The organism is Intestinimonas sp. HCP28S3_D6 (assembly GCF_052065695.1).
Lineage (GTDB): Bacteria > Bacillota > Clostridia > Oscillospirales > Oscillospiraceae > Intestinimonas.
Map to the genome: position 1 here is coordinate 36,921 of NZ_JBQHTM010000020.1, position 19,186 is coordinate 56,106.

At 58.6% G+C, this 19,186-nt stretch carries 18 protein-coding genes; 9 read left to right on the top strand and 9 right to left on the bottom strand.

Annotation, left to right across the window (positions count from 1 at the left end; translation table 11 throughout):
* Positions 1–21: 21 nt before the first annotated feature.
* From purE to csaB, 3 genes are all read right to left on the bottom strand, one after another.
* Positions 22–513, bottom strand: coding sequence for a 5-(carboxyamino)imidazole ribonucleotide mutase (gene purE, locus ACTNBK_RS08385; RefSeq protein WP_441145300.1), 492 nt, complete (start codon positions 511–513; stop codon positions 22–24).
* Positions 514–815: 302 nt separating this feature from the next.
* On the bottom strand, positions 816–1,901 hold the full coding sequence (locus ACTNBK_RS08390) for a glycosyltransferase family protein (RefSeq protein WP_441145301.1): 1,086 nt from the start codon (positions 1,899–1,901) through the stop codon (positions 816–818).
* A 21-nt stretch (positions 1,902–1,922) separates the two neighbouring features.
* A complete protein-coding gene (gene csaB, locus ACTNBK_RS08395; RefSeq protein ID WP_441145303.1) occupies positions 1,923–4,154 on the bottom strand; it encodes a polysaccharide pyruvyl transferase CsaB in 2,232 nt (743 codons plus the stop codon).
* 143 nt (positions 4,155–4,297) lie between these two features.
* On the opposite strand from csaB, the gene ACTNBK_RS08400 reads away from it, so the two are divergent.
* From ACTNBK_RS08400 to ACTNBK_RS08420, 5 genes are all read left to right on the top strand, one after another.
* The gene (locus ACTNBK_RS08400) at positions 4,298–4,831 is read left to right on the top strand and encodes a DUF4330 family protein (protein ID WP_441145305.1); all 534 of its coding nucleotides are present in this window, start codon (positions 4,298–4,300) and stop codon (positions 4,829–4,831) included.
* Positions 4,832–4,913: 82 nt separating this feature from the next.
* Complete coding sequence (locus ACTNBK_RS08405) at positions 4,914–5,468, top strand: phosphatase PAP2 family protein (protein WP_441145306.1); 555 nt, start codon at positions 4,914–4,916, stop codon at positions 5,466–5,468.
* On the top strand, positions 5,465–6,187 hold the full coding sequence (locus ACTNBK_RS08410) for a 5'-methylthioadenosine/S-adenosylhomocysteine nucleosidase (protein ID WP_441145308.1): 723 nt from the start codon (positions 5,465–5,467) through the stop codon (positions 6,185–6,187). Before ACTNBK_RS08405 ends, ACTNBK_RS08410 begins: the two co-directional genes overlap by 4 nt.
* A complete protein-coding gene (locus tag ACTNBK_RS08415) occupies positions 6,184–6,483 on the top strand; it encodes a hypothetical protein (protein WP_294514391.1) in 300 nt (99 codons plus the stop codon). The genes ACTNBK_RS08410 and ACTNBK_RS08415 overlap by 4 nt, the downstream gene beginning before the upstream one ends.
* 253 nt (positions 6,484–6,736) lie before the next feature.
* Complete coding sequence (locus ACTNBK_RS08420; RefSeq protein WP_441145310.1) at positions 6,737–7,027, top strand: DUF6809 family protein; 291 nt, start codon at positions 6,737–6,739, stop codon at positions 7,025–7,027.
* A 188-nt stretch (positions 7,028–7,215) separates the two neighbouring features.
* Here the strand turns inward: ACTNBK_RS08420 and ACTNBK_RS08425 are convergent, their stop codons facing one another.
* Genes ACTNBK_RS08425 through ACTNBK_RS08435 form a run of 3 tightly spaced genes read right to left on the bottom strand, consistent with a single transcriptional unit; the run spans position 7,216 to position 10,385 of the window.
* Positions 7,216–8,961, bottom strand: coding sequence for a carbohydrate-binding domain-containing protein (locus ACTNBK_RS08425; RefSeq protein WP_441145312.1), 1,746 nt, complete (start codon positions 8,959–8,961; stop codon positions 7,216–7,218).
* Between the two features lie 19 nt (positions 8,962–8,980).
* Positions 8,981–9,676 carry a DUF4956 domain-containing protein gene (locus ACTNBK_RS08430; RefSeq protein WP_441145313.1) on the bottom strand — a complete coding sequence of 232 codons (696 nt, stop codon included), beginning with the start codon at positions 9,674–9,676 and terminating at the stop codon, positions 8,981–8,983.
* Complete coding sequence (locus ACTNBK_RS08435) at positions 9,669–10,385, bottom strand: polyphosphate polymerase domain-containing protein (protein ID WP_441145314.1); 717 nt, start codon at positions 10,383–10,385, stop codon at positions 9,669–9,671. Before ACTNBK_RS08435 ends, ACTNBK_RS08430 begins: the two co-directional genes overlap by 8 nt.
* Positions 10,386–10,633: 248 nt before the next feature.
* On the opposite strand from ACTNBK_RS08435, the gene ACTNBK_RS08440 reads away from it, so the two are divergent.
* The 4 genes from ACTNBK_RS08440 (at position 10,634) to ACTNBK_RS08455 (ending at position 14,411) form a co-directional block, all read left to right on the top strand.
* Positions 10,634–11,311 (top strand): response regulator transcription factor, encoded by a 678-nt coding sequence (locus tag ACTNBK_RS08440; protein ID WP_441145315.1) that lies wholly within the window; start codon positions 10,634–10,636, stop codon positions 11,309–11,311.
* On the top strand, positions 11,308–12,585 hold the full coding sequence (locus tag ACTNBK_RS08445) for a sensor histidine kinase (protein ID WP_441145316.1): 1,278 nt from the start codon (positions 11,308–11,310) through the stop codon (positions 12,583–12,585). Before ACTNBK_RS08440 ends, ACTNBK_RS08445 begins: the two co-directional genes overlap by 4 nt.
* Positions 12,586–12,691: 106 nt before the next feature.
* Positions 12,692–13,753 (top strand): S1C family serine protease, encoded by a 1,062-nt coding sequence (locus tag ACTNBK_RS08450; protein ID WP_441145318.1) that lies wholly within the window; start codon positions 12,692–12,694, stop codon positions 13,751–13,753.
* A gap of 166 nt (positions 13,754–13,919) precedes the next feature.
* Positions 13,920–14,411: a GNAT family N-acetyltransferase gene (locus ACTNBK_RS08455; RefSeq protein ID WP_441145320.1), complete on the top strand. Its 492-nt coding sequence runs from the start codon at positions 13,920–13,922 to the stop codon at positions 14,409–14,411.
* A 191-nt stretch (positions 14,412–14,602) separates the two neighbouring features.
* Here ACTNBK_RS08455 and ACTNBK_RS08460 read toward each other — a convergent pair whose 3' ends face one another.
* The 3 genes from ACTNBK_RS08460 to ACTNBK_RS08470 form a co-directional block, all read right to left on the bottom strand.
* Entirely contained in the window at positions 14,603–16,822 is a 2,220-nt protein-coding gene (locus ACTNBK_RS08460) for a hypothetical protein (protein WP_441145322.1), read from the bottom strand.
* A gap of 193 nt (positions 16,823–17,015) precedes the next feature.
* Positions 17,016–17,594 (bottom strand): AAA family ATPase, encoded by a 579-nt coding sequence (locus ACTNBK_RS08465; RefSeq protein WP_441145324.1) that lies wholly within the window; start codon positions 17,592–17,594, stop codon positions 17,016–17,018.
* Positions 17,591–18,997, bottom strand: coding sequence for an MATE family efflux transporter (locus tag ACTNBK_RS08470; RefSeq protein WP_441145326.1), 1,407 nt, complete (start codon positions 18,995–18,997; stop codon positions 17,591–17,593). The genes ACTNBK_RS08465 and ACTNBK_RS08470 overlap by 4 nt, the downstream gene beginning before the upstream one ends.
* Positions 18,998–19,186: the final 189 nt, after the last annotated feature.

Below are 19,186 nucleotides of genomic sequence, written 5' to 3' on the forward strand. Positions count from 1 at the left end.
TTTTAGAATCAAATCTCGGTCTTACAGCTTCTCGCTGATGTGGCGGTCCTTCTCAGCCACTTCCTCGGCCATCTTGACCTTGAAGTCGGAGAGCTGACCGGCCAGGGCCTCGTCGGAGAGGGCCAGCATCTGGGCAGCCAGGATAGCGGCGTTGTCGGCGCCGTCCACGGCCACACAGGCTACGGGGATGCCTTTGGGCATCTGGACCATGGAGAGGAGGGAGTCAAGCCCTCCCATCATGGAGGTCTTGATGGGCACGCCGATCACGGGGAGGGTGGTGTAGGCAGCCAGCACGCCGGCCAGATGGGCGGCCTTGCCGGCGGCGGCGATGATGACACCGAAGCCGTTTTCCCTGGCACCGGAGGCGAACTGCTCGGCAGCGGCGGGGGTGCGGTGGGCGGAGATGACCCGGACTTCAGCGGGGATACCGAAGGACTGAAGACGGGCAATGCAGGGTTTCATGGTCTCCAGATCGCTGTCGGAACCCATGACCACGGCGACTTTATTACTCATGTAGGACCTCCTGTGATTGAAAATTTTTTAGAGAAACAAAAAAAGAATCAGGCCATCCGGTATGCGGATGGCCTGATGGGGCTTATGATCTTGAAGAGGACGCATTGAGGCCATGGAAGGGGACCCACATGCCGATGGAACCCGCCATTTCCGCACCTCCGTCCAAACGATTCTAAATAAAATATATCTAAAATCGACGGTGATTGCAAGGGTGCGGGGCGAATTTCGTATGCTTACACAACGTGACGTAAAAAAGAGGGAAGGAAATCGTAAAAATCGTTTTGGCGTACTGTGTCCACGTCTCACAGACCGATGGCGCCCAGGATGCGCTGGACGGTCTGGGCCCGGCGGGACCAGGCCGCAGCGGCGCCGTAGTCCCGGCGGCGGGGGGCGACCCAGGTGGGGTCCTCCGCCAGAGCCCGCTCACACAGCCGGCAGTAGTCGGCGGGGGAGTGGGCGCCGTAGATGACGTCGGGGAACTCCTCCACCTGGTCGGGGGCCAGGAGGGTGACGATGGGTTTGCCGGTGGAGAGGTACTCGTAGATCCGTCGGGGGAGCACGTCGCTGAAGTCCTGTTCCCGGCGGCGCAGGTCCAGACATACGTCGAAGCGGGACATGTAGTCAGGAACCTCCACCGCGGGCTTTCGGCCCAGGAGGCGGATGTTTGCCAGACGCTCCAGCCGGGGGAGCCGGGGGTGCTCTCCCACCTTGCCCACCAGGACGAAGGTCCACTCAGGGTGTTCCATGGCGGTATACTCCACGGGGGAGAGGTCCAGCCCGGCGTCGATGCGGCCCACCCAGCCCATCACCGGCCCTCTGATGTCCCGGAGGGCGGGAGGCACCTCCAGGCTGGGCCGGGAGAACATGGGATAGTTGACGCCGTTAGGGATGAGAGCGATGTTGGCGTTGCAGGGGGAGAGCCGGTCCAGCAGGCCGGGGGAGGCAGCGAAGACCACGTCGGCGGCGGCGGCCAGATCTCCCTCCCATTGGGGGGGCAGGTCGGACCAGTCGGCGTCACAGTCGTAGACCAACCCCCGGTGGTTCAGGTAGTCCAGCAGGTAGACGTGCTGGGGCTGGGTAGTCCACAGGACCACATCCCGGAAGCCGTGATGGAGGGCGGTCCGGCGGATGAAGGCGGCCAGCCGTTTCCCGGCGTGGCGCAGCAGGAGCTCCGCGTTCTCGGGCAAAGGTCGCACCGGCGGCAAGGCGTACACTGTGACGTTGGGGCGTACCTGACGGCCCGGGTCCTTGTGACTGTGACCCGGGCGACTGGGTTGGAAAAAGAGAACCTCGCCGTCCCGGAGCCGAGCGGCCAGCTGCTGGGTCCGGGACGGTGTGGTCCGCCAGGGGGTGTAGGAGACGATGATATATTGCTTCAAAGGGGTCACCTCATGAGAAGGGGGTAGGGTTTACCGGCCGAGGAGTTTTGCGGCGGCCTCGCTGTTGCGCTGCTCCACCTGGCGGAGCCGGTCCACACCGCCGGAGAGGAACTCTGTGTCCCCGATGCGGCCCACGGCAGCGTCGATGTGGGCACACAGGCGCTCGTAGCTCACGTCCTTCAGATCGGTGAAGAGGTCCTGGCCGATGTAGCGCAGGAAGGAGCTGATCTTCTGATCGTAGACCACGCCCACCAGGGGGACGCCCTGCCCGGCGGAGAAGACCAGGGCGTGGAGACGCATGGAGACAACCACCTGCATCCGGGCGAAGAGGCCAATGGTGTGATCGGAGGCGCCGGTGTCGGTAAAGATATAGTGGGGGGCCTTCATATAGGCGGCGGCCCGCTTACAGGCGGCCACATCCAGCCGCTTTTCGATGGGGATGAAGATGGGGGTGAGACCGTACTTTTCCCAGGCGTAGTCGGCGGCCTGGCCGAAAATTTTTGCCTTTTCCTCGTCGTAGCCGGGCCAGGGCCGCAGGGTAAAGCCGATATACCGGCCGTGGGGGTTCAGGCCCCGGCTCTCCAGCATACCGTCCACCACCTCCGGCTCGGCGGCGGGGAGTATGACGGTGGGGTCGGAGGAAAGGACGATCTCGGGGTTGTGGATGCCCATGTCCTCCAGCTCGGTGAGGGAGTGGGTATCCCGGAGGGTAATCATGTCTACGTTGCTCTGGAGGACCTTGGCGCAGAGATTTCGGTTGGAGGGGTATTGGATGGGGCCAATGCCGCAGCCATACATGAGCACCTTATTGCCCAGCTTCTTGCCGGCAGAGATGGTGAAAAGATAGAACCACAGGGACCGGCGGGAGGTGACATCCTGCATGAGGGAGCCGCCGCCGTTGATATAGAGCCGGGTCTTGCGCATCCGGGACAAAAATTTGGGGAAGGCAAAGGTGTAGATGGCGTTGACCCGGTAGGTGAGCCGGGTCTCGTCGGGCCGGCGGGAGAGAACCCACACGGGGAGATCGGGATCGATCTGCCGCAGCTCCCGGACGATGGCCTCCAATATGGCGTCGTCACCGGCGTTGCCCCGGCCGTAGGCGCCGCAGACCAGGGCGCCGTCCCGGCGGCCGATGGTGCGCGCGCGCTCCTGACGCCGGAGGATGGTACGGTAGATATTCAGCTGACGTTCAATGGTGGACTCCAGGGAGTACTCCTCCACCCCTTTCTGGCGCAGCCGCTCTCCTAGGTGCTCCCGTTGGACCGGGTCCTTGGCCAGGGTGATGAGGTGGTGGGCCAGACCCTCGGCGTCGCCCGGCTCAAAGAGGAGGCCGTTGACGCCATGGTCGATGAGGTAGGGGACGCCACCCACCCGGGAGCTGACCGTGGGAAGAGAGGCCCGTGCGCCCTCGGTGAGGGCGTAGGGAAAAGTCTCGGAGAGGGAGGTGAGGGTGTTGATGTCGATGGACTGATAGAAGGTGTTGGTGTCGCTGATCCAGCCGGCGAAGCACACGGTGTCGGCCACGCCGAGCTCCTGGGCCAGGTTCTCCAGCATGGCGCGCTCCTCGCCGTCGCCGGCGATGAGAAGCCGCAGCTGGGGGCAGGTCTCATGGGCCTTGGCAAAGCCCCTGATGAGGGTGGAGACGTCCTTCACCGGATTGAGACGGGCGGCGATGCCCACCACCACCGAATTCTCGTCGGCCTGGAGTCCCACCGAGCGGAAGTATTCCGTCCGGCTCATGGCGGGGGGCGGCAGGGTAAAGTCAATGCCGTTATAGATAGTAAAGAGCTTGTCCGGGTCAAAGCCACGGGAGATGAGCAGGTCTACCATGGCGTCAGACACGCCGATGCGGTAGTCCAGCTTTCGTAGGGCGATGGTATTGATGGTGCCGTAGGTGAGGCGGGAGAAGGGGCGGCCCAGATAGTCCAGCCGGTAGTCGGAGTGGACGGTGGTGACCACCGGTACGCCGGTGGCACGGCGGAGCAGAGCCCCCATCATGTTGCCCCGGGCGCCGTGGCAGTGGAGGAGGTCACAGCCCTCGGTACGGATTTTCCGCTTGAGGATGGCCAAGGTCTTGAGGACGTTCCGGCTGGGATAGACCTCGGTGCGGATGCCCAGCTCCCGAGCCTCCTGGGCGAAGGGCCCCTCCATAAAGCACACCATGGTCACGTCAATGCTCTTGGAGAGGTTCTGGAGCAGGGAGAGAACGTGGGTCTTGGCCCCGCCGCTGTCGCCGCCGCTGATGAGATGGATGACTTTCATAGCTGCCTCCAATGTCATAAGGGTTTCTTAAATTTCAAAATCCACCCTTGTATCTTCACGGAAAATATTATACAATGCTTGGGTAGTCCGGTCAACGGAAATGCCGGGCATCCGCCGAGAAATGAGATATACGGAGGCATGACATGAAACTGGTGGACGAACGAGGAAAGCTATTTGGAAAACTCAATATCATTGATCTGCTGGTCATTTTATTGTTGATCGTGGCCGTAGCCCTGATTGGCTGGAAGGTCACCCGTAAGGATGGCGCATCCAACGTCAGCCGAACCATTCTAACCTATACGGTAGAGGTGCAGGGCGTGGACAAGGAGGTCTACGAGGGCATCAAGGCCTATGTGCCTGGCGAGAGCGGCATCGGCGATCAGCTCATGGCCAACGGCGAGATGGTGGATGCCTATGTGACCGATGTCACTGCCAAGCCTCACGAGGGCGGGATTACCATGACTGACGTCAACGGGACCACCCTTACCTTCCCGGTGGAGGAGGACACCCTGGACCTCAGCTTTACCATCCAGGCCAATGTGGTCAACTCCGTCACCAATGAGGTGGGTACTCAGGAAGTCCGTATCGGCAAGACCCACATCGTCAAGACGGTCCATTTTGAGCTCAGCAATGGCATCATCACCACCTGCGAGGCCGAGCCCTGGGCGGAGGGCTGAGTTTTTTGACACCCTAAAGGGGACGGGGCGGCGGCCTCGTCCCCTTTTTGTCCCAAATTAAGAAGATCGGAGGAAACCGGACGTGCTGGATACCCTTTTGACCCTGGACGGGGGCTTTCTGCTCTGGCTCCAGGACCTGCGCACTCCCATTCTGAACGCTTTTTTCTCCTTCTATACCCAGTTGGGCAACGCCGGACTGGTTTGGATCGTCCTGTCGGTGCTTCTGCTCCTGTACCCCAAGACCCGAAAGGCGGGCTTCTGGGCACTCATCGCCATGCTCTTCGGCCTACTCTTTACCAATGTGTTCCTCAAGCATCTGGTGGCCCGGACCCGGCCCTGGCTGGTGGTGGAGGGACTAAAGGCGCTGGTGGATGAGCACGACCCCAATTCCTTCCCATCCGGCCACACCTGCGCCGCCTTTGCCTGCTGTGTCACCTGGGCCCGGTTCGCCGCCAGGCGGTGGGTAAAGGTCCTGTGCCTGATTCTGACCGTCCTCATGGGCTTCTCCCGGCTGTACGTGGGTGTCCATTTTCCCAGTGATGTCATTGCCGGCTGTGCCGTGGGCTGCTTCTGTGCGCTGCTGGCCTGGGCCGTCCAGCGGAAGGCCGAAAACATATGGAGGGGGCGGAAGGCATGACGGGGCCCATCCTGATCCAGGGCGCTATGGACGTGGAGACCGACCTAACAGTGGGACGGCTGGAAAACTGCCGGGAGGAGACTATCGCCGGTTTCCGGTTCTGGCAAGGCCGGTATGCCGGTTGGGACCTAGTGGTGAGCCGCACCGAGGTGGGAATGGTATCCGCCGCGGTGGCCACCGTTCTGGGTATCCAGCGACTTTCCCCCAGCCTGGTCCTCAACCAGGGCACCGCAGGCGCTCACCGCCCCGATCTGCATGTGGGGGACATCGTGATAGGCCGCACTTGCGTGGACATCCAAAGCGTCCTCATGCCAAAGCGTGGGGCAGGGGAGGGGATGGACCCCGCTGCCTGGACTCTGTGGGACTTTGACGCTGATACGCCTCCAGTGGTCCTGGAGGGGGACGCCCACTGGGCGGAGCGGTTCGAGGCTGCTCCTTATGCCACAGGACGGGTGCTCCCGGGCCGCTTGGGTACCGGCGACGTCTTCAACCGGGAACATGACCGCATCTTATGGCTGCGGGCACAGGCGGGAGAGGACTGCGAGGACATGGAGAGCCTGGCGGCCTACCGGGTGTGCCGACGGTTCGGGGTACCCTGTCTGGGCCTGCGCATCATCTCCAACAATGAGCTCACCGGGGAGGCCTACCGCCGGGAGGTGGGGGAGGACCTCCAGGACTTCATTTTGTCCGTGCTGGCGCGCTGGGGAGGTGGAGCATGAAACGGGTGGTCCTATTACTCCGGGTGCTGCTCCTGGTTTTTCTGGCGGTCTTTCTGTTGAAGGTCCTGGTCTGGGACCGGCGGATCGTAGGTGAGGTAGAGGGGATTTTTCTCACCTATGAGGGTGCCGTCTACCGGGAGGACGGACTCTCCGATTGGCATGTGGGGGAACGGCTGGGCAGGGTCCGCTTTGACGACGGTTCCACCGCCTACCTCTACACCGTGGAGGGGGAGCCGGACTGGCTCCACGTCAGCTTCGGCTGGGACGGCCGGGAGTATGTCCGGGAGTCGGAATAAGATAAAAAAGGACGGGGAAGGGCTACTCCTCATAAGGACATCTTGAGATGACCCCAAGAATGACCGATTGAGAGAGGCCCTGGGGTGTCACCCCAGAGGAAAATGGGGAAATAGCCGCAAGCCATGAAAAGTGACTTGCGGCTATTTTTATGCCAATGTTTCAAAACGACCAAACGATTAGAAACCATAAATGTTTTAGTGGCTTTTCCAGTTGACATGTGGTATGTTGTCTTGCTGAAAGGAGGCAGGACATTTGAACGACACTCTGAAACAGCTCTACAACAGATTTTACACGCCACTGCCCATGGTGGAGGCTGAGCAGGAAATTGAATTTTGTCACAAGCAGCTCATCGAGAGATTAGGAAAGCCAGAGAGAAAACTGGTGCTGCGGATTATGGACAACCAGAGTCTGATTGCGGAAGAACGCTCTATGGACAGTTTTGTCTACGGGTTCAAATTGGCATGGGAACTGGCATACGAATTGAATCACTTTGAAACGGACAGGCATTCCTCTCCAGCGGAAGAAGCGGAGAGGAATGCCTGATTTTTATGCGGTCAGGCGGGATCTATTGTAATCTTTTCATCTCTGAACTTCTTCATTTTGAGCAACAGCATTTTCTGGATTACTAAAGGTCTATTCCTCACAAGGGCAGCTTGAGATTAATACAGGAATAACCGATTGAGCGAAAACCTGGAGAGACAACCCTAAAAACAAACCGGATTTTCGCTGGATTATGCTCCGGGCGTTTGCCTCATATCTCCGGAGGGAACTGCACCATCTTGGCCGCGCATACCACCTTGGACATCCGAACCTCCTTGACTGCGCATATCACCTTGGCCGTCAGTTCCAGTCCGTCCCTCCATACCGGCCTTGCCGCCGCCCATCTGGCCGGGATTGCTCTCGGAGCCGTCATTGGTGGTGACGTCGCCGCCGTTGTTGGTGTAGGTACCATCGCAGTCAATAGCGGTGTCGCCGGCGCCATTGCAGGTGAGATCCAATGTGCCGCCGTTGATGGTCAGATCGCCGTTGGAGTCCACGCTGTCGCCGCCGGACACAATGGTAAAGGCGCCGCCATTGATGATGATAAAGCTGTCAGAGCTGGCGGCAAAGGTATCCTGGGACCGGTTGCCGAAGCCGCCAAAGCCGGAGCTGTCGGCGCCGCCGGCGGCATTGAGGCCGTCGTCGTTGGAGGTGATGTCAAACACACCGTCCTCAATGGTGATGGACAGACCTTCAATGCCCTCGTAGCAGTACGGGATGGTGAAGGTGCCGCTCTGGATGGTGAGGGCGTCGTCACAGTGAACGGCGTCGTCACCGCTGTTCAGGGTAAAGTCCCCGGCGGCGATGGTCATGGCCCCTCCGGCGTGGAGGCAGTCATCCGCGCTGTCGATTGTAAAGGTGCCGCCGTTGATGGCATAGATGCTCTCGCCCTTGATCCCCTTCTGACTGGTGGAGTCCTCCTCCGTCTGGGTGGTGGAAGTGGCCTGGGTGTCAGGGGCGGTGGTCTGATCCGTCCAGCCGCCCCGCTGGCCGCCGCCCATGGGGCCGCCGAACTGGTCGCTGCTGGTCATCTCCACGCTGGCGCTGCCCTCTCCGGTGTAGAGGTCAAAGGTGCCGTCGTCAATCTGAAGGGCTCCCTGGGCGCTGATGGCGTCCCCCTGCGAGCGGATGGTAAAGCTGCCATCCTGGATATAGAGCCAGCCCAGGGAGGTGTCGTCGCTGTTCTCAGCGTGAATACCATCCTTGCCGGAGGTGATGGCAAAGGTACCGTCAGCGATGGCCACGCTGTCCTTACCGCTGAGGCCGTGGCTTGCAGCGGTAATGGTGTAGCTTCCGCCGGTGATGACCAGTTCGTCCTTGGACACGACGCCGTGGCCGGCCTGGGCGTTGATGGTCAGACTGCCGGAGCCATTGAGGGTCAGATCGGTCTTGGCAAAGATCACTGCGTCGATGTTGTTGTCGTCAATAGCAATGTACTCCCCGCCGTTGGTCAGGGTGTTCTCCGTTCCCTCCGCCAGAGTGATAAACACCTTGTCGGCCTCCAGGGCATAGATGGCAGCGGAGGTGCTGCTGGTAATGTCCGCTCCTGCCAGCACCAGCTGTACCTTATCCGTATCGCCGGCGTTCACGATGATTTGTCCGTCATTCAGGGTACCGGAAATGAGATAGACCCCCTCGGCGGCAATGGTGATCGTGCTGCCGTCAATGGCAACGGAGCTGGAATCACAGGAGGCGCTGTCCCCATTCAGCAAAATGGGAATGGCCGCGCTCGCATCATAGGTACCTTCCAGATCCCGGTCGCTGAACACGCCGGATGTGTCGATGGCGGAAACGGTGGCAGCCGTGATATTCCCGGAGGAAGCGGTTCCCGTATCCGTACTGGAAGCGTCCTCCGCCGTGTTCTGCGCTCCGCAGCCGCTGAGGAGCAGCAGGCCGCACAGCAAAATCGCGGTAAGTTTGCGCTTTGTCTGTTTCATCGTGTTGTCATCTCCTGTTTTAGAGTGTTGCCACGGCATTGTCCTGATGCCCCAGGGCAATCTCCAGGTTGCCGTTGCGTTGACGCAGCTGGTCGATGAATTTCTTTTCCAGGGCGGCGTCCTTCATGGTCACGTCGTAGGTCAGCTTGAAAAGGCTCCCCATGTTGGTGGTCTTCACCTGGGTGAGGCTGTACTGCCGGGTGTATTCGTCCAGCACCGGCTCAAAGACGCCGATGTAGTCCAGATCCTCCGGAACGGTGATATGGAGAGTGCGGCAGACGGGGCCGCCGCTGTGGGGACGGAGACTGAATGCGGTGTACGCCATGGTGGCCGTGCCCAGGATCAGGGCAAACAGGGCGGCATAGGCCAAATAGCCCATACCGGTGATGAGGCCGGTACCCATGGCCACAAAGATGGCGGAGATCTCCCGGGCGGTGCCGGGGGCGGAGCGGAAACGCACCAGGCTGAAAGAGCCGGCCACCGCCACGCCGGTGCCCACATTGCCGTTGACCATCATGATGACCACGCAGACTACAGCCGGCAGCAAAGCCAGAGTAATGGTGAAACTGCGGCTGCTGCGGGACTGCCAGCCGGTCATGGCGCAGAGCAGAAGCCCCAGAACCAGGGAGACGCCTACGCAGATCAGAAAATTTCCGGGGGAGATGGTGTCGGTCAGGGCGGTATCAAACAGCCCGCGGAATACAGTGTCAAGCATATTTTTGTTCTCCTCTCTGTCTGTTGAGCATGATGTCCTGATAGGCGGCGCCGTATTTGGAAAAAGAAGTCTTGAAGATCCTCTGTTCCGAAAGGACATGGGCCATCCACAGGGGCAGACCTCCGGCCACCTTCAATTCCATGAGCACCTGGCCGGATGGCAGGATGGGCGTACCCCAGGTATCGGAGTCCAACGTCAGCTCCTCCTGCCGGTATTGGATCTGGCTGTCAAAGGTCACACGAAACTCCTCGTCTTCCACGCCGCGGAAGGAGTCCCGCTCGTAGGAGAGGAACACCGCCGGGCGGAGTGTTTTGTAAAAATCCATGGTGTAGGCCAGCTCCGCGCCGATCTGGCTGTCTGGCCAGGGCTGCCGCCCGTCCATGCATGCCAGCGCCTGTTCCTGCGGGAGGGAGATGCGGCGCTTATATACCACCGATTGATATTTCTTTTTCAGCTCCACAAATACCGGGGCCTGCTCTCCTGCCCGGTCGTAGCTGCGTACCCGGAGTTTTTCTTTGTAGACAGGCCGTTCCAGGCTGCGGCGGATCAGCCGGTAATCCGGCGTGTCCAGGTACAGGTTGCGGATGGAGCTGTGGCTGTATTCGTCCGGCACCATGTAAGGAGCCATAGCGCTCAGTACGGCTTGCAGCTGGCGGAGATCCATCAAATATTTGAATTCGTATCGTTGAAAGGTCATCTGGTTCTTCACAGGCGTGGCCTCCTTGTTTGGATATCGTAATGCCAGTGTAAAAACCAAAACATAATTGGACTTTAATTGCGGCGGCCTTTTTCGTGAACAAAAAGTGAACGCTTTACGGTTTTGCAGGATGAAAAGCCTGTGGCCGCATTTACCGCTGGATACATGACAGGACGCGCACACTGTGCTATGATTTTAATTAAGGTTAAGGCAGCGGCGGTATGCTGGCTTTAAAAACAGAAACAGAAAGGATCAATCGTATGCGTATCCTGTTTGCAGAAGATGAGCGCTCCCTGTCCCGGGCGGTAACGGCCCTGTTGGAAAAGAACAATTACTCCGTGGACCCGGTGTACGATGGTGAGGAGGCCCTGGCCTATCTGGAGGCTGGGAACTACGACGCCCTGATTCTGGACATCATGATGCCCAAGCTGGACGGGCTGGAGGTGCTACGCCGGCTGCGTCAGGCTGGCAACCCCATCCCGGTACTGCTGCTCACTGCCAAGTCAGAGGTAGAGGACAAGGTCACCGGTCTGGACACGGGTGCCAACGATTACCTGACCAAACCCTTCTCCACCGCCGAGCTCATGGCCCGCATCCGGGCCATGACCCGCAGCCAAACCGGAGGCCAGGTGACGAGCCGACTCACCCTGGGCAATATCACTCTGAATCAGGCCACTTTCGAGCTCTCCTCACCCCACGGCAGTTTCCGCCTGGCCAACAAAGAGTACCAGATGATGGAGCTGCTGCTGCGCAACCCTCGGCAGCTCATTCCCACCGAGCGGTTTGTGGAACGGATCTGGGGCTACGACAGCGATGTGGAACTCAATGTGGTGTGGGTCTACATCTCTTATTTAAGGAAAAAGCTCACCGCCCTGAAAGCGAACATTCAGATCAAGGCAACCCGGAACGCCGGCTACTCCCTGGAGGAACAGACATGATCAAACAACTGCGCCGAAAACTCATAGCCGCCTGCATGATCTCCCTGGCCGTCGTTCTTACCGTGATCCTGGGCGGCGTCAACCTGATGAGCTATCAGAAAGTGGTGGCCGATGCCGATATGGTGCTGGCACTGCTGGGCAGCAACGACGGAGAATTCCCCAAACTTCACAGTGAACCGGAAGCCCTGCCGGATGGCGAGGTTCCCATGGACAGAGGGACGGGCAAACGGGATCTTCTGGGCGCAAAGGGGCTGTCCCCGGAGACCCCCTACGAGTCCCGCTTTTTCTCTGTGGTCCTGAATGAGAACTGTCAGGTCATCCAGACGGACACCGGTCAGATCGCCGCTGTGGATGATGAGTCGGCGGAGCTGTATGCCCAATCAGCGGTCGAATCCGGTTACACCGCCGGATTCCTGGACGATTACCGCTATCTGGTGCTGGCAGAGGAAGGGAACACCCGCGTCATTTTCCTGGACTGCGGGCGGAGCCTGTCCTCCTTCCGCACGACTCTGCTGGCCAGTGTGGCACTGTCCCTGCTGGGTCTGCTGGCGGTACTGGTGCTGCTGCTGATTTTGTCCCACCGCATCGTCCGTCCTGTGACCGAGAGCTATGAAAAGCAAAAGCAATTCATCACCGATGCCGGCCACGAGCTGAAAACCCCCATGACCATCATCAGTGCCGATGTGGATCTGGCAGAGATGGAGTGCGGAGAAAACCAGTGGCTCACCGACATCCGCCGTCAGACGGAGCGGCTCACGGGCCTGACCAACGACCTCATCTACCTCTCCCGCATGGAGGAGGAGCAGCCCCCGCTCCAGGTCATTGAGTTTCCGCTCTCCGATGCGGCGGAGGAAATGGCCCTGCCTTTCCTGGCCCCCGCCAAAAGTCAGGAGAAGGAGCTTACTCTGCAGATCCAGCCCATGCTCTCCTTCACCGGAGACGAAAAGGCCATCCGCCAGCTGATCTCCATCCTGCTGGACAACGCGTTAAAATATTCACCCACCGGTGGACAGCTGGAGCTACGGCTGGAAAAACAGGGACGGAATATCCTGCTCACCGTGACAAATACGACCATCCAGCCTGTGGAGGAGGATAAGCTGTCCCATCTTTTTGATCGGTTTTATCGCTCCGACCAGTCACGGAACAGCCAGACAGGCGGTTACGGTCTGGGCCTGTCCATTGCCAGGAGCATCGTGCTGGCCCATAAGGGAAAGATCCGGGCAGAGAGCCCCGACGAAATGTCCCTGACGGTGGTCGTCTCTTTTCCGGCTTAAAAAATCTAATCCTTTTAACTCCAGTTATGGTTCATTTTTTATTCTTATAGCAGAAGCCTGAAGTCAAACCAATGCAATCGCACAGCCAAGAAAAGGAGACTGCTATATGAATGATATGAATCAGAACTATGATTGGAACGAGCGCACACAAGAGTTCGAACACGGTGATCCTGCCCCGGTTCGCAGCACCCGGCGAAAGAAACAGGGGTTCCTGCGGCGGGTTGCGGCGCTGACCCTGAGCGCGGTTCTGTTTGGAACTGTGTCGGCGGGCACATTTTACGGTGTGAACGCCCTCCTGCCCCAGGAGGACAGCAGCACGGCTTCCGTCAGTGCCGCGTCTTCCGGAGCGGTTCTTACCAGTCTGGCCAGCACCTCCTACTCCGGCAGTCGGTACGGCATGGATGTGTCCGACATTGCTTCTGCCGCCCTGCCCAGCGTGGTGGCCATTACCAACATCTCCGTCCAGGAGGTGCAGAGCTTCTTCAACCGCTTTGGCCCCAACGGCGCCGGCCAGACCCAGCTACAGGAGACCACCAGCTGCGGTTCCGGAGTCATCATCGCCAATGACGGCACCTGGCTGTATATGGTCACCAACGCCCATGTGGTTGAGGACGCCACCACCCTGTCGGTGAGTTTTGTGGACAACTCCGTCTATGATGCCCAGCTGTGCGGCGCCGATGAGGATGCCGATCTGGCGGTGATCAAGGTGGCGGTTTCCGATTTGTCCTCTGACACGCTGTCCCAGATCGCGGTCATCAAAGTGGGCGATTCCGACGCCCTGGAGGTCGGTGAGCAGGTGGTGGCCATCGGCAATGCCCTGGGCTACGGCCAGTCCGTGACCACCGGCATTGTCAGCGCCCTGAACCGCAGCATCACCAGTGACAGCGGCACCACCTCCACCTACATCCAGACCGACGCCGCCATCAACCCCGGCAACAGCGGCGGCGCTCTGCTGAATCTGGATGGGGAACTAATTGGAATCAACACCGCCAAGCTGTCTGACACCGATGTGGAGGGTATGGGCTACGCCATCCCCATCTCTGATGTGGCGGAGCTGATCTCCCAGCTGATGATCCAGACCACAGATCTGGCCCAGACCAGCTCCAGCACCACCCAGCCGGCTGGGAGCACAACGCCGGGCTGGCATGGAAGCCGCCCTGCCGCGTAACACGGCAGAGCGTATGCCAGGAAGATAATCGATAAGCAACGAAGCGCAGGCAGCTCCCCTTCCACGGGGAACTGCCTGCGCTTCTCTTGCCCGGATGGGGCAGCCGAAGTATAATAGGCTTACAGATCGGCATATATGTAATCGCACATCCTGCAAAGGAGACGGCATGAAAATCATTGAAGTTGAAACAAAAAACAGGACAGCGGATCTCATAGACCGGCTGCTGACGGTATGGGAAAGCTCCGTAAAGGCAACACACCTGTTCCTGTCGGACAGCGAGATCGAACACATCAAGGAATATGTCCCGCAGGCGCTCATGGGAATCGCCCATTTGATGATTGCGGAAGATGATACAGGCTGCCCCGTAGCCTTTATGGGAGTTGAGGACGGCACGTTGGAAATGTTGTTCCTTTCCCCGGAAGAACGAGGAAAGGGGCTGGGGAAGCGCCTGATCCAGTACGGGATCAAATCCTATGCCGTAGAGCGGGTAGCTGTGAATGAGCAAAACCCGCAGGCCAGGGGATTTTATGAGCACATGGGCTTTCAGGTTTATAAGAGGACAGAGCTGGATGAGCAGGGCAATCCCTATCCGCTTTTATATATGCGTCTTACGCATAAGCCTGTAGAGGATTCAAATAACGGAGAGGGAATCAGATGAATACACTTGCTTTAATACAGAGTGTTTGATTTTATGAGGAACGGTTGCAACCCAGAAACATTTTGGTGGATATATCAGCTGAATCTTGACGGCAATGAAAGCCAGATTTATAAAAAGTATTGGGATACCTGATCAATAGTAAGGAAGCGGAGCCCCATTTAGGGTCTCCGCTTCCCTTTTTCTAAGAAATATTATTGTGCGCTGCTACTGTTGAACAGAGGTGCAAGCGTGTCGGCATAGGTCTCGAAAATCTCCAGAAGGACGCTGTCCCAGTGGCGGGCATCCTGCTCGCTGGTGCCGAATACATAGTCCTCCTGGCCGTAGTCGATGACATCGAAGCCGGGCATGGCCTTGCTGGCTCCGGCGGTACGGTAGGCAGCCGCATCGGCCAGGGAGAAGGAGACCTCCCCGTTCTCATAGCTGACCCAGCCGGTGAGATCGGTGCCGGTAGGCTCTGTGGCGGTGCCGTTGATGGTCTGGGCCTCAGCGGCGGCCTTGGTGATCGTGGCGGCGCCGTCCACATACTCGCCGTACATCTGATCCACATACAGGCTGAAGGAGTCACCCAGCACCTCGGAGGGTACATGGCCGCCGTCCCACTGCCATTCAATCGTTGCATCAATGCCGGAATTGAGCATGGCGATCTGAAGATTCAGGGAGTTGAACATGGAGATGTCGCCCTCCGCCGCACCGCAAAGGATTCTGACCCAAGTGGGGTTCTCCGTCCCATCGGCATTGATATAGTTGAAGGGGTCATACAGTTCCACCAGGTTGTTGCCGTATTGGTCTCCGGCCTGGATGCTCTCAATGTCAGCGCGGTAGGCCTCCACCATTTCCTCATAAGTGGCGTAGTTGTTGGAGTCCACGCCGCTGCCCGCGGCCTGGGTCGTACCGGCATCGGGGGTGCCTACGATCATTTCCCGGTTGCCGTCACCGGTATCGCGGCCCATCTGGCCGTGTTTCAGATCGGCGGGCAGTTCACCGTCCGGCAGCTCTCCGTCCGGCAGATCACCCATGCCGTCGCCGCGACCGCCCATCATGTCCCCCTTACCGCCGGAAGCGCCTTTGGCATAGCGGCCTTCCAGGAGGGCTTCCGCTTTCTCCTCACTGGTCATGGCGGCAACTTCCTCATCGCTGAGCGGGTTTCCGTCGGCATCAAACCAGGTCCAGTCCTCGGCATAGTCCAGATTGTCCACATACCACTGGAGATTCTGGGTGAATTCCGCCAGGTACAGATCCAGATACGTGCCGTAGTAGCCATTGGTCTCGGGGTGAGCTTCCAGGTCATATTCGATGGTCAGCGCGACGGTGTCCTCCAAATCGCCGTCGCCGTTGAGGTCAAAGCCTACATCAGCCTCGTTGACGGAGAGGTTCTGTTCATTGATATACTCCATATAGGCAGCGGACAGATACTCTGCCAGCTGAGCCTGGAACTGGGTGGAAAAGTCATAGTCGGCGTTCAGGTAGTATTCAAAGGCCAGCGTCATATCGGACTCCGCCAGAGAGGTAATGGCGCTGTATCCAATACAGCCCCAGGCCCCATCCGAAATCTCATAGTCCACGCCGTCGATGGTAACAGCGGTGGAATAGCCGCCGTCCTCGGTGTAGTAGACGCCCACAGCGCCCGCCTCAATCTGGTAGTCGTAGAAATCAGAATTATTGGAGGTGGCCGCGAACATCACCGCGTGGGCTCCGCCGCCGGAGCCCCCAGTGGAAATGAGATAGTCCCCGCAGCCGGGCAGGTTGCCCAGCAGGATGTTGTATTGGATGAAGCGTGCCGCAGCCTTCTGATCAGCCAGGCAGAAAGGGGCGTCGCCGGTGTAGTAGGTGTTTCCATCTTCATCCGTAGCGGTATCCTGCTTGCCGCGGTTGCCGCAGGACACATTGATATAGCCGTCAGCGGCATAGGTGGTGGAAGCCAGAGAGTTGTTCTGAGAGCCGTAGCCAGCCGCACCGGTATTCAGAATGATGGGGGCGGTGGCGGCGGTGTAGGTCTGGCCGTTGGTACTGGTGATTTCCGCCTCATAGTCGATGACCAGGGTGCCGCTGACGGCTTCTTCACCGGCATCCGCACCGGTTACATCAGCGGAGCCATCCCCGTCCGTGTCAATGCCCGTAACATAGGCGCCGGGCACGCAGACGGAAACGCCCTGCTGATCGGGCAGCTCCGGATAGGCCACCGCCGAAACGATAGACATGACCCAAGCGTCAGCGTCCGCGTTGTAGGTCCAGGTCAGATCGGCATTGTTGGCCAGATTCAGCGTCTCCTCAATATAGGCTTTTTCCTCGGCATTGGCCACAGTGGAAGTAGTTTCTTCGACTTCCGGTTCCTCTGCCTTCTGACCGCAGGCGCATAACCCTGCCGCCAGGGACAGGGATAGCAGCAATGCGGTGACTTTTTTCAAATCCATAAAAGTGCCTCCTGTTTGATGGTGGAGCTATCATACATACTGAAAATTAACTGGACTTTAATTCTCTGAAAATATAACAGAGCTCACCCATGACGGCATCCGCTCTCATCGAAAGGGCGGGTGAGAACGCAAGCTTACCCATGAAGATAAACGGGCAGGAGTTGATTAAAACTTCTGCCCGTTCGTTTAATGATCAGAAAAGCCCATAGATGATATCCACACACCGGTCGATCCCCAGGACCCCGCTGTTAAGCGTGATATGGTAATTCTGGGCGTGGCCCCACTTCATGTCGGTGTAAAAGCGGTGATAGGCGGCGCGGCGCTTATCCTTGTCCCGGAGCCGCTGCTCAGGAGACTGCTCCCGCTCGCCATATACTTTGACGATCCGCTCCGCCCGGAAGGCCATGTCCGCATGGATGAACACCTTCAGGCAGTCCGCTTTGTCCCGCAGGATGTAGTCGGCGCACCGGCCCACGATGACGCAGGGGCCTTTCTCGGCCAGCTCCGTGATCACCTTGTATTGCAGGTCCCACAGGACATCCTCATTGGTCGGTCCCTGAGCGCGATTGGAAAAGGCAAAGGACAAAAAACTATGGGGCGTATATTCTCCGGCCTCTTTGACATAGCTTTCGGAAAACCCGCTTTCCTCCGCCAGCTTCTGGATCAGCTCCGCATCGTAGCAGGGAATGCCCAGTTTCTCCGCGGCCTGCCTGCCGATGGTGCGTCCGCCGCTGCCGAACTCCCGGCTGATGGTAATAATGCGATTTTTCATGCGATCTCAGCTCCTTCTGCATTGAGTTTTTTATAGGTGTTCCGGATGATAAATACAGAGATCAAAAAGGTGAGGACGTCAGACACGGGCATGGAGTACAGCACGCCGTCCAGCCCGAAAAACACTGGCAGCAACAGCGCAAATCCCACGCCAAACACCACCTCGCGGAACAGAGAGAGCATGGTGGAGGCCAGTGCTCTGCCCACCGCCTGCAAAAAGATGAAACAGGCCTTGTTCACGCAGGCAAGGATCATCATACAGAGATAGGTACGGAACGCCTTGATGGCAAACTCGGTATAATAGCTGCTCTCGTTGGCCGCGCCAAAGATGTTGATGAGCTGCTGAGGAAAGCATTCGGCAAAGATCAGGGCCACCGCACCCACAGCCGCTTCGGCGATCAGCAGCCGGGTGAACAGGTCTTTGACTCGCCGGGCCTTTCCCGCGCCCATGTTGTAGCCCACGATGGGAATGCACCCAGCCGCCATGCCCACAACGATGGAGATGACGATCTGGAAGAATTTCATGACGATGCCCACCACCGCCATGGGGATCTGGGCATATTCCGCCTGACCGAACACGGGGTCCAGGGCTCCGTATTTGCGCAGCATATTGTTAATGGCTGCCATGGCCGCCACCAGGCTGATCTGGGAGAGGAAACTGGTGATCCCCAGGACCAGCATCCGCCCGCAGATCTTCCTGTTCAATGCGAAATCACCGTGTCCGGGCCGGATGATCCGCATATGGAGTAGATACCAGACCGACAAAGCGGCGGTGGCGATCTGTCCGATGACGGTGGCCACCGCCGCGCCCATCATGCCCCACTTGCAGCCGAAGATAAAGAGCGAGTCCAGAATGATGTTGATGACCGCACCCGTAAGGGTAGAGGCCATGGCAAATTTCGGGTTGCCGTCCGCCCGGATGATGGGGTTCATGGCTTGGCCGAACATGTAGAACGGGATGCCCAGGGTAATGTAGAAGAAATACTCCTGGGAGTAATGGAAGGTCTCCTCATTGACTGTGCCGCCGAACATGGAAATGATGGCGTCGGCAAAGATGAGGTAGATGGCGGTGAGCACAAGACTGCTGGCCACGGCCAGAATGACCGCGTTGCCCACGCTGTGCTTCGCCTTGTCCACCTCGCTCCTGCCCAGGCTGATGCTGACAAAGGCGCAGCAGCCATCTCCCACCAGAACGGCGATGGCCAATGCCACCACCGTTAAAGGGAAAACCACCGTATTGGCGGCGTTGCCGTAGGAACCAAGATAGCTGGCGTTGGCGATGAAGATCTGATCCACGATGTTGTAAAGGGCGCCCACCAGCAGGGAAATGATGCAGGGGATGGCATACTTCCGCATCAGGGCTCCGATCTTCTCACTGCCTAAAAACTGATTTGCTGTGTCCACTTGAATCACCTTTCTTTCCAAAAAATAAAGTGCGTAAGCCCAAATCCGGACTTACGCACTTCTGCTACACGATTTTACTCTAAGGAATCTCTGATTTAATCCGCACTACCATAAAGGCTCCGGATGTGGGATAATAACACTATCAACGCAATGGTGGTGTATGGGGATGAAGAAACAGGAAACATTTAC

What these genes read in the sequence shown, in the direction of transcription:
- purE (WP_441145300.1), bottom strand. Translation starts at nt 513, where the DNA reads ATGAGTAATAAAGTCGCCGTGGTCATGGGTTCCGACAGCGATCTGGAG.
- csaB (WP_441145303.1), bottom strand. Translation starts at nt 4,154, where the DNA reads ATGAAAGTCATCCATCTCATCAGCGGCGGCGACAGCGGCGGGGCCAAG.
- ACTNBK_RS08400 (WP_441145305.1), top strand. Translation starts at nt 4,298, where the DNA reads ATGAAACTGGTGGACGAACGAGGAAAGCTATTTGGAAAACTCAATATC.
- ACTNBK_RS08410 (WP_441145308.1), top strand. Translation starts at nt 5,465, where the DNA reads ATGACGGGGCCCATCCTGATCCAGGGCGCTATGGACGTGGAGACCGAC.
- ACTNBK_RS08415 (WP_294514391.1), top strand. Translation starts at nt 6,184, where the DNA reads ATGAAACGGGTGGTCCTATTACTCCGGGTGCTGCTCCTGGTTTTTCTG.
- ACTNBK_RS08425 (WP_441145312.1), bottom strand. Translation starts at nt 8,961, where the DNA reads ATGAAACAGACAAAGCGCAAACTTACCGCGATTTTGCTGTGCGGCCTG.
- ACTNBK_RS08430 (WP_441145313.1), bottom strand. Translation starts at nt 9,676, where the DNA reads ATGCTTGACACTGTATTCCGCGGGCTGTTTGATACCGCCCTGACCGAC.
- ACTNBK_RS08440 (WP_441145315.1), top strand. Translation starts at nt 10,634, where the DNA reads ATGCGTATCCTGTTTGCAGAAGATGAGCGCTCCCTGTCCCGGGCGGTA.
- ACTNBK_RS08445 (WP_441145316.1), top strand. Translation starts at nt 11,308, where the DNA reads ATGATCAAACAACTGCGCCGAAAACTCATAGCCGCCTGCATGATCTCC.
- ACTNBK_RS08450 (WP_441145318.1), top strand. Translation starts at nt 12,692, where the DNA reads ATGAATGATATGAATCAGAACTATGATTGGAACGAGCGCACACAAGAG.
- ACTNBK_RS08455 (WP_441145320.1), top strand. Translation starts at nt 13,920, where the DNA reads ATGAAAATCATTGAAGTTGAAACAAAAAACAGGACAGCGGATCTCATA.
- ACTNBK_RS08460 (WP_441145322.1), bottom strand. Translation starts at nt 16,822, where the DNA reads ATGGATTTGAAAAAAGTCACCGCATTGCTGCTATCCCTGTCCCTGGCG.
- ACTNBK_RS08465 (WP_441145324.1), bottom strand. Translation starts at nt 17,594, where the DNA reads ATGAAAAATCGCATTATTACCATCAGCCGGGAGTTCGGCAGCGGCGGA.